10 protein-coding genes and 1 tRNA gene are annotated in these 12,455 nt (G+C 37.3%); 3 read left to right on the top strand and 8 right to left on the bottom strand.

What is annotated here, in order from left to right; genetic code table 11:
- Window positions 1-12 precede the first annotated feature (12 nt).
- The 5 genes from BIV20_RS11125 to BIV20_RS11145 form a co-directional block, all read right to left on the bottom strand.
- Window positions 13-795, bottom strand: a complete 783-nt coding sequence (locus BIV20_RS11125) for a carbohydrate ABC transporter permease (RefSeq protein ID WP_075720803.1) — start codon at window positions 793-795, stop codon at window positions 13-15.
- Window positions 796-817: 22 nt separating this feature from the next.
- Window positions 818-1,690, bottom strand: a complete 873-nt coding sequence (locus BIV20_RS11130) for a carbohydrate ABC transporter permease (RefSeq protein ID WP_075721062.1) — start codon at window positions 1,688-1,690, stop codon at window positions 818-820.
- Window positions 1,691-1,789: 99 nt separating this feature from the next.
- Entirely contained in the window at window positions 1,790-3,118 is a 1,329-nt protein-coding gene (locus BIV20_RS11135) for an ABC transporter substrate-binding protein (RefSeq protein WP_075720804.1), read from the bottom strand.
- A gap of 398 nt (window positions 3,119-3,516) precedes the next feature.
- On the bottom strand, window positions 3,517-4,530 hold the full coding sequence (locus BIV20_RS11140) for a LacI family DNA-binding transcriptional regulator (protein WP_075720805.1): 1,014 nt from the start codon (window positions 4,528-4,530) through the stop codon (window positions 3,517-3,519).
- Window positions 4,531-4,555: 25 nt separating this feature from the next.
- The gene (locus BIV20_RS11145; protein ID WP_075720806.1) at window positions 4,556-6,400 is read right to left on the bottom strand and encodes a L,D-transpeptidase family protein; all 1,845 of its coding nucleotides are present in this window, start codon (window positions 6,398-6,400) and stop codon (window positions 4,556-4,558) included.
- A gap of 205 nt (window positions 6,401-6,605) precedes the next feature.
- Here BIV20_RS11145 and BIV20_RS11150 point away from each other — a divergent pair, with 205 nt between their 5' ends.
- Both BIV20_RS11150 and BIV20_RS11155 read left to right on the top strand, forming a co-directional pair.
- Window positions 6,606-7,928, top strand: coding sequence for a transposase family protein (locus BIV20_RS11150; RefSeq protein ID WP_075719895.1), 1,323 nt, complete (start codon window positions 6,606-6,608; stop codon window positions 7,926-7,928).
- A gap of 242 nt (window positions 7,929-8,170) precedes the next feature.
- Window positions 8,171-8,245 (top strand) — tRNA-Pro (locus tag BIV20_RS11155).
- A 23-nt stretch (window positions 8,246-8,268) separates the two neighbouring features.
- On the opposite strand, the gene BIV20_RS11160 is transcribed toward BIV20_RS11155, so the two are convergent.
- The 3 genes from BIV20_RS11160 to BIV20_RS11170 all read right to left on the bottom strand — a co-directional run bounded on the left by BIV20_RS11160 (window position 8,269) and on the right by BIV20_RS11170 (window position 11,010).
- Window positions 8,269-8,715 carry a hypothetical protein gene (locus BIV20_RS11160; protein WP_075720807.1) on the bottom strand — a complete coding sequence of 149 codons (447 nt, stop codon included), beginning with the start codon at window positions 8,713-8,715 and terminating at the stop codon, window positions 8,269-8,271.
- Window positions 8,712-10,235, bottom strand: coding sequence for a Y-family DNA polymerase (locus BIV20_RS11165; protein ID WP_075720808.1), 1,524 nt, complete (start codon window positions 10,233-10,235; stop codon window positions 8,712-8,714). The genes BIV20_RS11160 and BIV20_RS11165 overlap by 4 nt, the downstream gene beginning before the upstream one ends.
- A gap of 100 nt (window positions 10,236-10,335) precedes the next feature.
- Window positions 10,336-11,010, bottom strand: coding sequence for a phosphatase PAP2 family protein (locus tag BIV20_RS11170; RefSeq protein ID WP_075720809.1), 675 nt, complete (start codon window positions 11,008-11,010; stop codon window positions 10,336-10,338).
- Window positions 11,011-11,252: 242 nt separating this feature from the next.
- Between BIV20_RS11170 and BIV20_RS11175 the strand changes: the two genes are divergently transcribed.
- A complete protein-coding gene (locus BIV20_RS11175; RefSeq protein ID WP_075720810.1) occupies window positions 11,253-12,443 on the top strand; it encodes an iron-containing alcohol dehydrogenase in 1,191 nt (396 codons plus the stop codon).
- Window positions 12,444-12,455 lie beyond the last annotated feature (12 nt).

Genomic DNA, 12,455 nt, shown 5'->3' on the forward strand with positions numbered 1-12,455 from the left:
TCAAATATGAGATTATTTCACTGCTCCAGTAATACCTTCTGCAAAACTCTTCTGTAAGAGGAAGAAGATAATTACAGTCGGTAAGGTACATAACAGAACGGCTACCATCAGCATACCGTAATCAGTCACATATCCCTGTGTCAGGTTTGCCACCAACATCGGCATTGTAATACTAGTATCATCCAGCATGATTACCTTTGGCCATAAGTAATTGTTCCACGCATTCATGAATGTAATCGTCATTGCTGCTGCATAGGTAGAACGCATGGTAGGAATGAACATACGGAAGAAAATCTGTATTTCACTCAAACCATCGATTCTTGCTGCTTCTATGATATCATGAGGAAAGCTTCTTGCACTCTGTCGAAACATCATAATCAAAAACGGTGTTGAAATCGTCGGAAGGATAAATCCTAACGTTGAATTCAACAATCCGGCGGAAGAAAACATCCGGAATAATGGAATCATAGTTGCAACAAACGGTACCATCATTGCCAACAATAAAATTGACATTACTGCATCTTTTCCCCTGTCATGATAAATTTCAAATCCATAACCGGCAAGAGAACAGATAATCAGGGAACAAATCGTAAGTATTACTGCATATTTAAAAGAATTAACCATTGCTGCCCCTACATTCTGCGATGCCAGCAGATTCTTGATATTATCCATCAAATGAGTCCCCGGTAACAAGGTTCCACTTAAGACATCTGCACTCTTATTAGTTGCAGATACTGCCATCCAATAAATCGGAAATACCGAAATAATAGATACAATCGTTAAAAAGATATACATGAAAACATTGTTTCTCTTAGTCTTAGTCACGTTTGTCACCTACTTTCATCTGTATGAATGCCAAAACAGCTACCAGAATAAAGATCAAGAAGGACATTGCTGCTGCATAACCAAAGTTTGGCACATACTTAAAGGATACATTATAAATGTAATGAGACATCGTAATTGTGGAGTTTGCAGGACCTCCAGCAGTCAGGTTTACTGATTCATCAAACAGCTGCAATGTTCCGTTGGTGGACATAATTGCTGTTAAAAGAATGGTCGGTTTCAATAATGGAACCGTTATCTTAAAAAATGTCTGCATCGGATTTGCTCCATCGATTTTGGCTGCTTCATACACAGAATATTCTATATTTTGTAATCCGGAAAGGTAAAATACCATGTTGTATCCGGTCCATCTCCAAACTAATGCAATAATGATAATAATTTTTGCGCTTGTGGCATGTCCCAGGAAATTATATCCTGTATTTAAAATTCCTAACTTTATTAAAATTGTGTTTACAAATCCGTCTACTGCAAACAGAGAACGGAAAATAATTGCATAAGAAACAAGTGAGGTTGCACAAGGAAGGAAAATTGCTGTACGGAATATTCCTTTTCCCCGAAGGTTCTTATTGTTCAACATAGATGCCAGAATCAGTGCTAATATTAACATAATCGGCACCTGAATAATCAGATATACAAATGTATTTATAATAGACTGTCTAAACACACTGTCTTGAAACATTCGTACATAGTTACCAAATCCGGTAAATGTCAGGTCTGTTCCTTTTCCTTTCTGTAAGGACAAAATAAATGCCTGAATCATAGGCAGGAAGCTCATTACCGCAATCATAATGGTTGCCGGTGTCAGAAATGCCCAACCTGTAAGATTGTGTTTTTTGTTTAATGTCATTTTTTTGCTTTTGGGTTTTGTTGACTGGCTCACGTTTATGCCCCCTTTATGTAATGGGGAACAGCTTAGCTGTTCCCCATATATTTATTTCTTAATTCCTTACTGCTCCATTGCAAAGTTTACAGTATCCTGTGCTTTCTGTAATTCACTATCAATGTCTGCACCATTTACAATATTGGTGATTGCAGTTCCGACAGCGTCACGAGCTTCATAGTAGTAAACACCAGTATTATTGGATGGAACTTTTCCTGCAAATTCAGTAATCTTAGCAAATACAGCGTCGCCACCGAAGAATTCAGAAGGTTTTGCGTATGCATCAGAATCACCTGCCGGCAAGTATGTTGCCAATGCTCCAGAGCTCGGAAGAATTGTTTCATAGAAGGAAACGCTTCCTGCAAATGTACTTGCCATAAAGTCTTCTGCTAATTCAACATTCTTGCAGTTAGAAGTAATTGCCCATGAAGAACCTCCGTTGTTAGAGTAGTTAGTTGCTCCATCAACGCCTTCCATTTTTGGCATATTAGTAATTGCCCATTTTCCACTCTGATCTTCTGCTGTCTGGATAGATCCCATAATCCAACATCCGTTGATAGTTCCTGCTACAGTACTGTTGGTCATAGTTCCTACATACTGATCCCAGTCATTAACTTCAACCATAACACCAGTCTCAATTAATTCCTGATATGTTTCCATAACTTTCTTTAAAGCTTCATTATCTACCATATCCGGATTTCCTTCATCATCAAACAGAGAAGAACCAGTGGACTGAAGCATCATGGTAATAACATCAGATTCACCAGCCACACAAGAAAGTAATGGTTTTCCTGTCTTAGCCAGAATATCTTTTCCCTTTTCGATGTATTCTGACCATGTAATGTCTGTAAAGTCATCTACAGTATATCCTGCCTCTTCTAAAATATCAGTTCTGTAACATGCGATAACAGCACCGTTATCAAATGGTACACCATAGTTCTTTCCATCTACTACAGAGTAAGCTGTTTTTCCTTCTGCAAACTGTGAAAAATCAATCTTACTGTCTGTTAGATCTGTAAATGCATCCGGATAAGAAATAACATTTTTCTGGAATGCATTGTCCTGCATCAAGAAGATATCAGGTAAGGTATCATATTTTCCACTAGTTGCCGCTGTAGTCAGCTTGGTCTGAACATCATCCCAAGGAGTTTCTACTACATTAACAGTAACATCCGGATGATCTTTCTGGTATTCTTTTGCTGCTTCTTCCATTGCATAGATGTTAAATGCCGGATCCCAACACCATACGGTCAATGTGTTCTCATCCCCAGATGCAGCACCACCATTTGAGCTGTCTCCACCGCTCTTGCTGTTATTTGAGTCCCCGCAACCTACCAGCACAGTTGTTGCTGCCATTGCTACACAAAGTAACACGCTTAAAAGTTTTTTCTTCATATCTTTTCCCTCCCATGAAAAAATTGTTCAATCGGTTGTTCTATAATCAAAGTTTACCAAATAATTATCTTGTTGTAAATGTATGTTTTTTCTATTTTTATCATTTTGTTTTTGTGTATTTTTTCTAAGATTTTTTCGTCATTTTCACTAGTTCTTTTCATTGCGCAATCGGTTGTCCCCTTAAAAACATGGTATTATTTCCATTTTTTCAAACAGTGGTTTGTTCTGGTAACGTTACCATTGCCACAAACACGTTATTCTTTTTTGTTTATTATTCTATTTTTTTACCTTTAGTAAATTTTTACTCATTTTCACCCATGCTTTTTACTAAACTTTCACACTTGCAAGGTGCGCATAAAAAAAGACCACTGTACCTCTACAGTGATCTTTTACTTTTACTATTTGGTGGATTCCTTTAATATTACTTCATACCCTAGTAACGTTCGTCTCGCTACCTTTTTTCCTTCTATCATATCCAGCACTGTCCGGCAAGCTGTCATTCCAAGTTCCCTTACATTAAAGGAAAGAGATGTAATGGAAGGCATATGATTCTCCAATACCGAGCTATCATAAAAAGAGGCTACCTTCATATCTTCCGGTACTCTGATATTTTCCTTTCGTAGTTTATTCAATACTTGCATGCATACAGCATCGTCCAGACACACAATACAATCCACATCCGCACCCAGAAGTTTTTCAACAGCCCGCTCTATCATAGCCTCTCTGTCTGCATTTACATGTATAATACTCTTATCTACTGTAAGCCCGGCATTCTCATACGCTTCTATGTATCCCTGCAAACGACTTTGAGTTACTACATGAGATTCAATTCCGCCTACAATCCCAATTCGTTGCATTTTTTTCATCAAAAGAATAGAAATCAACTCTCGGCAAGCATTCTTATGATCGTTGTCTACCTGAATCACTTCAGGATAATTTGTACTTCCTATTGTTACAAAAGGAATTCCTGTTTTCTTCAAATATTCTACACTTTGATCTTTGGTAAAGGTACGCATAAGAATGATACCATCAACTTTATGATTTTCCACCATACGCATCAATTGTGTATTTTCGTTTTCTCTTCCCATGGTCAGTAAAATATCATAGTCCATACTTACCGCAACTTCACTAATTCCCATAAGACATGTTTGAAAAAATGGCAAATCCACCAGTGTATAATCCTCCGGCAATACGACACCAATATTATACGTCTTTAACTGTGCCAATCCCTTTGCCAAAGCATTTGGTTTATAATTATGCTCTTTTATATAAGTCAAAACCCTTTCCCTTGTCTCAGCTCCGATTCTTCCTTTTCCTGAAATAGCTCTGGAAACCGTAGTTTTCGACACCCCTAACGCTTCTGCCACATCAGAAATCGTAATTTTTTTCTCATTTTCCTTTTGATGCTCCATACCTACTCTCTACTCCTTCGATATTCTATAACCCACTTTCCAATGTTGCTATAATTTTCTCCGCCTCTGTAAGTACTGTATAATTTGTTACTTTTGCTTTTGCTGCATCTGATAATGCATCATACTGTCTTCGTATTTCCTGCACAATTCCCTTCTTGTCCAAAGTGATTGCCTGATTTACCAAATTATTATTAATCGCATCAATAACCGGCTGCGCCTGACTTTGTGCTTGTTGGTCAGCTGCTGCCGCTGCAGCTTGAGCATCCAGTGCTGCAAGCTGCGCTTCTGCCGCAGTCAAAACATCATAATTTGTTACATAACCTTTTGCCGTTTCGTCTAACGCATCATATTGCGCTCTTGCACTACTAATTGCGCCTCGGCTATCCTGAGATACACTACCGATAGCATTGATAGCACTTATCACTGCGGCTGCTGCATCCTGTGCCTTTGCCTTGGCACTCTCTGTTCCCGCAAGTGTATATACAAATACGGGACAACCGGAGTCAATATTTTCATATAACTTCTTTGCCGCACTATAAGGCAGATTTATACATCCATGAGATCCACTCTTCCGATAGTAATTTCCGCCAAAATCACTACGCCATGTAGCATCATGGAAACCTACTCCTCCATTAAAAGGCATCCAGAAAGATACCGGGGTTGCATATCCTTCGCCGCGTAACGTCTTATCCTTTTGTTTATAATACAGGCCATATACTCCTGTAGGAGTATTCCATCCCTTAGCTTCATTTCCGGATACGAAATCAGCTTCCATAATCAATGTTCCATTTTCGTAATAATACATATGCTGCGCTGTCAAGTTTACTTCTGCATAAGTATTTCCATAATCATTTTCATCATGGCTATTGGCTGTCTTAGCATATGTAGGCTCTTTTGAAATCTTGTCTCCCGCCTTAATGTTTTCAATTAAATTTTCTGTTTCTGCCCCTTTATCAATCTTCCAACCATAATCTCCACCACTTACCGTAATCGTAGTCCCATAAGAAGTTTTAAATGACTTTGCCTTTCCGGCTGTATTATAGTTATCTGCAAGAGAAGCTACATATTCACTTACCTTCTCCTGAGAAATCTCTACTTCCATATTATCATTTACTGTAATCCATTGGCTAATCGTCTTTCCATCCAATGTTTCACTTTTACTTCCAAATTCATAGGTAACTTCTGTTCCAACATATTGATTCATGGTATCTACTAATGTTTTCAGTTCCTGTGAATCCTTTGTAATCTCTGGTTCGGTATAACATCCTTCCTCGTCCAAAGACACCTTCTTTTGGAGATTTTTAACAGCGCCATCTACCACTTCTAAAAACTTAGTATATTCAATCTCTGTGCCATCCTTCTCCGGAACAATTTCATATCCGTTCGCTTCTGAATATTCTGAAACAAATGCATTCTCTGCCTTTACCATCTTTCCTTCATCCATACATGCAAGATTTTGAAGTTCTACTTCCAGACTTGCCTTATCATAGGTTATCATTGCCTCTACTTCTATTTCTGATGGTTTAAATAAATATATCGGCCATGCAAATCCATTCTGTTTCTTCAGTTCTTTTTCTAAACTCCCGTCAAATTCTGTCCTTAATCCAATTTGACTTCCTTTTAAAACCTCTGACTTATTTTCCCTTTCTTCTAAAGTCAGTTCATATCCGTCTATCTCTTTTTTTATCTGCTGTTCTATCTGCTTCAGCGTTTTGCCGGTTGCACTGACTCCATTCACTGTGGTACGAAATCCAAAACGACTGTAAAAAAAGATTGCGATTCCCACATAACTAATCAGAAGCACCAGAAATGTAACCCCCACGATTCCCAGTACCCTCTGCTTCTTGGTTAAATTCTTCATTATGCTCATATCACTTACCTTCCCTTATTTTCTATCCTTTCTTTTATTATATAATCATTTCTTGTGAAGTCAAATGATTTCGGTCAAATGATTTCAAAGGATTTCAAGGCAGCATTGAAAGGTAAAAATAATTCGCACTAAATCATATGAAATTACTGTGGTTTTCTCTGTAATAAGGTAAAATAGAAGAAAAACTTTATCGCAGAGGTGCAAAATGAGCCGAGAGCAGGAAAGAATCAGAAAGAAACTTGAAAACAATCCCATTGCTGAATGTAATAAGATTCAGAACAGATTTTGTCCGGAACTATTTTCGATGTTCGGCAGAGTAAAAGATCCCCGTAATCAGAGTTACATTGATTATTCTTCAAGAGTCATGCTTGGAACTATGTACTATAAAAGTATTGCAGGGATTTCGAGCATGCAGGAAATGACAAGAACCTTTAATGATGAGAAAATCTGCAGAAATTTATACAGATTCATGGGAGAAGAAGTAAAAGATTATATGCCCCATGGTGTGACAGAAAATGAATTTCTGGAAAGATTAGATCCAAGGGAGTTAGAGAATGTTCAGCAGAATATCGTATATTCCATGATTCGTCGAAAGACCTTTGATAATGCCAAGGTGTTAAAGAAATGGCAGATTATTGTAGATGCAACCGAATTGGACGAAGGATACCAAAAGAAGAATGAGCATTATCTGAGCCGGTGTTACAACAGAGGCTCAGATAAAGAGTACATTAAGTATCACAGAAGCATACTTGAGGCAAAAATATACTTTGGAGAAAATCTTGTATGCAGTATTGCATCAGAAACAATAGAAAATTCGGAGAAATATATAAATCAAAGTGATGAAGCAGTAAAACAGGATTGCGAAAGTAAAGCTTTTGTAAGACTTGCTGCCAAAATCAAACAGAAATTCCCGAGGCTGCCAATTATCATTACGGCAGATGGACTGTATGTTACAAAAACAGTTTTACAGATATGTAAAGATTATCATTGGGATTACATTATCCGATATAAAGAAGGCTGCGCTTCATCAATAGCTAAAGAATACCGTGCACTTCCGGAAAAAGAAACAATTGGAACTGATATAGAGTATCAGAATAAAATCATGTTCAATGACTTTGACGTGAATCTAATCTATTATCGGGAAAGGTGGATTGTAAAAGGTGAAGAGAAAGAAAGAGAGTTTGCCTGGATTACAAGCATCGAGATTACGAAAAGTAATGCAAAAAAAATCGTACGTGCCGGACGTAACAGATGGAAAATAGAAAATCAGGGATTTAACCGCCAGAAGCATTGGCAGGGAGATATAGAGCACGCATGTAGTTGGAATGAGCGGGCACAGAAGAATCACTATCTGATGGAACAGATAGCGGATTTTGTGAAGCAGCTATATGAGTATTTCTATCTTGAAAAAAATGGAATAAAAAAGCTGCAAAAAAATATATCTCCTGAATTGTTAGCCAGCTTTGGACGGCAACTAACAGAAACAGAAGATATACCAGTTCAACTGAATAACTCAGTTCAAAACTGAATTAATTGTAGCAAAGAAGGTGATGCCTGCCAAGAGGAAAATGCAAAATTTATTCACAATTTTTTTTGACAGGAATTTGTGTAAGTATGCAATGTGGATAACTTAAGACATTTTCACACGAAATGTCGAAGATAAGCATTTTACGGAAATGGTAGGCTATAAAACAAATTTACCTTTCAATGCTGATTTCAAGGATTTTTCGGTTGCCTTATTGTATAATTTGTGATACAATACTTTGGTTACGGGGTATGGCTCAGCTTGGCTAGAGCGCACGGCTGGGGGCCGTGAGGTCGCAGGTTCGAATCCTGTTACCCCGATTTTTTCTTGAAAAATCAATGTTCTATATAAATTCAACGCTTTCATTAAAAATATGTCCTTCAACTGCAACTAAATCACTAATCAAAACGCTTGTCCCGTCGTCCATGATTATCCTATGTTCGTACTCATCTATTTTCTTTACTGTTCCTGTAACTGTTAAATAAGAACCTCCCTCTTTCTTTTCATCCGGCTTAAAGTAAGAAAGAGTAACAATTGGTTTCTCTAACAATCGTTCTTTTAGTAATTGTAATTTTATATCTAGTACTTCTACACTATTCTCATCCAAATCCAAGCGTTCCTCTGTAAGTCTGGCTGCTTCTGTTATAGCAGCTCCATGCCCTGTTAGTGCTGCAAATGGTGCAAACTGTGCTGCTCTATCCAATGGAGGCATCTGTGGATGCTTTTTTGACACATGATGGGGCATATTTATAATATCGTCATATTTGTTGTGTTCATCATTATAATTCATGCCTTATGCCCTCCTATCTGCTTATTTCGCTCTATCGTCATTGCACCTTCCTGAAGATTCATACCTTTTAGCATAGCATTTTTCCCATATTTCTTCTTTACTTCAAGCATTGCTTCTTGTAGCTTACGTTCTTTGGATAAAGCTTCTTTTTCCTTTTCTTGTTCTTTCTGTAATGCTGCATAGTCTGTAAAAAGGTCTAATTGCTCATAATTAGCATTATCTGCAACAGACTTTTCATCTACCAAACGATTTGCAGTTACAGTTATTCGTCTAACCAACAGATTAGAATCAACGATTCTATCATATAAATCCATCATTGCATCTATAATAATCCTTGTTGATGAAGTCTGACTGCTTAAATTAGCTGTTCCATGTGCGTGTTTTGGTGTCTTTCTCCCATAACGGTCAACTGTAACCTCTCCTTTATAATTTTTCATTCTATCCGCATCTGATAAATTATCAATATCATATCCTACAGTTAATACTATTTGGTCTGTTACCAGTCTTTTTTCTACCAAATCTAAAACAAGTAAATCCATCATTTCACGGACAATAAGTTTCCCTTTTTCAAAATCATAAGGACATTGTAGTACCTGTCCGGAACTTAAACTATTTGCACTTGGCTTATAAGCCTTTATCAATTCGATAGTTGTTGGTTCCCATCCCCATGCATGGTCAATCAACAATTCCGCATTTACACCAAATAATTTATACAATAAATCTTCATTATAGTAATCATTGGATTCTCCTATAGAACATCTGGCAATATCACCCATAGTATAAAGTCCTGCTGATTCTAATTTCTTTCGATACCCTTGACCAACCCGCCAAAAATCTGTAAGTGGTCTATGATTCCATAACAACTTTCGATAACTCATTTCATCAAGTTCGGCTATACGAACTCCATTCTCCGGTGCAACATGTTTCGCCATAATATCCATTGCAACCTTACATAAATATAGGTTCGTTCCTATTCCTGCTGTTGCTGTTATCCCAGTTTCCTCATATACATTTTGTATTATTTTTGTTGTTAATTCCCTTGCAGTCATCCGATAAGTATTAAGATAGTGAGTTACATCCATAAATACCTCATCAATGGAATAAACATGTATATCTTCCGATGCAATATATTTTAGATAAATATTATAAATTCGGGTACTGTACTCCATATAAAGTGCCATTCTTGGCGTTGCCGTAATATAAGAAACTTCCATTTCCGGACATCTATTTAACTCTTCTTCCAAATATGATTTTCCTGTAAATTTCTGCCCTGGTGCTTTCCTTTTACGCTCTATATTGACTTCTTTTACTTTCTGAACTACTTCAAAAAGCCTTGCTCTTCCAGGAATACCGTACTTTTTTAGTGATGGTGACACAGCAAGACAAATAGTTTTCTCTGTTCTACTAGAATCAGCCACTACTAAATTTGTATTAAGAGGATTTAACTGCCTCTCGATACACTCTACAGAGGCATAGAATGATTTTAAATCTATTGCAATATAAGTATGTTTTTCTTCCATTACGTTATACCTCCGTCTTTTTAATCATGTAGACATTCAAAATCCCTGAAAAAAACAAGAGAGCAGTCACATCACGCCGTGGCTGCTCTCTTGTCCTTTTCTATATCTGCCGATACTGTCGTTCGTACACACGCTTTCTGTTTTCCTGCCAATTGCTTCCATATACAAAGGAATACATCACTACAGCTGTAACTCCTGCCGTAATTACATCAAAGACAGAATGCTGTTTTAAGAACATCGTAGATGCAATTATGGATACCATCAAAATGAAGGACCCTCTTTGAATCCACTTCTTATTCCTCAACTGTTCACTATGGCTGATTGCAATATGTACCCCAAGAGAATTGTACACATGAATACTCGGAAACAAATTCGTTGGTGTATCAGTAGCATACAGCCATTGTACAATACTTACAAAAATATTTTCCCGTTCAAACACCCTCGGTCTCAAATAGTGTCCATTGGGATATATTGTAGATGCCACAAGGAATATTGTCATTCCTACAAACAAAAAACAACACAGTTTATAATAATCCTGAACATTCTTAAAAAAGAAATAGATAATAGCCGCTGCAACATAAGCAAACCACAGTAAATATGGAACAACAAACACTTCCATAAAAGGAATATAGTCATCCACTGCCATATGAATTACATGAAAACGTCTCGTTACTGTATTCTCCAAATATGCAAACCACAGTAAATATATCAATAGATAAGATAAAATCCACCCATGCCGATATCGGTACAAAAAGTCTTTTAACTTTTCTTTCATAGAAATCACCCTTTTTAATTATAATCTATCAAAAGGATTATAGCACAGGCTTTCTTTAGAAACAATGAATTTTTCCGATATTTAAGAAATTCTTAGGAAATCATTTATGACACTTTTGCAGTTTATATTTTTTGTGCATTTCGTCCAATTATTTACACATTCAAGTTTGACTTTTATTTATTTTAATGGTAGGATTCTAATAAGAGGTAACTATTTTATGTTTTTCAACAGGAGGGTTTTATATGGCAAGATTTACATTACCAAGAGATTTATATCACGGAAAAGGTTCTTTAGAAGAACTGAAAAACTTAACCGGTAAAAAAGCAATTGTAGTTGTAGGCGGCGGTTCCATGCGTCGTTTTGGTTTCCTTGACAGGGCAGTTGACTATTTGAAAGAAGCTGGTATGGAGGTTGCTCTTTTTGAAAACGTGGAACCAGACCCAAGTGTAGATACCGTTATGAAAGGTGCAGCAAAAATGCAAGAATTCCAGCCGGACTGGATTGTTGCCATGGGCGGTGGTTCTCCTATTGATGCAGCAAAGGCAATGTGGGCTTTCTATGAATACCCAGACACAACATTCGAGGACTTGATTACTCCATTCAACTTCCCTACATTAAGAACGAAAGCAAAATTCTGTGCTATTCCTTCTACTTCAGGAACTGCTACAGAAGTAACTGCTTTTTCTGTTATTACTGATTATGAAAAAGGAATCAAATATCCACTGGCAGATTTCAATATCACACCAGATGTTGCTATTGTTGATCCTGAATTAGCAGAAAAAATGCCAAAAAAATTGACAGCACACACCGGAATGGATGCTATGACTCATGCAATTGAAGCATATGTTTCCACTCTTCACTGTGATTATACCGATCCATTGGCATTGCATGCCATTAAAATGATTCACAATGATTTAAAAGCTTCCTTTGATGGCAATATGGAAGCTCGTGATCGTATGCACAACGCACAATGCCTTGCAGGAATGGCATTCTCCAATGCATTACTTGGCATCGTTCACTCCATGGCTCATAAGACCGGAGCTGCTTACAGCGGTGGACATATCGTACATGGATGCGCCAATGCTATGTATTTGCCAAAGGTCATAAAATATAACGCTAAGAATCCGGAAGCCGCAAAACGTTATGCTGAAATTGCACGTTTTATTGACCTGAAGGGTTCCTCCGATGCTGAATTGGTAGATGCGCTGATTGCAGAATTAAAGTCCATGAATGTTTCTCTTGAAATTCCATCCTGTATCAAAGAGTATGAAGGTGGTATTATCGACGAGAAAGAATTTATGGATAAATTACCTGAAGTTGCAAAACTGGCTATTTCCGATGCATGTACCGGTTCCAATCCAAGAATTCCTACTCCGGAAGAAATGGAAAAGCTGTTAAAAGCTTGTTACTATGATGAGGAGATTGATTTCTAAATAAATTCAATG

The sequence above is a fragment of the Roseburia sp. 499 genome (assembly GCF_001940225.2).
In the GTDB taxonomy this organism is placed as follows: domain Bacteria; phylum Bacillota; class Clostridia; order Lachnospirales; family Lachnospiraceae; genus Petralouisia.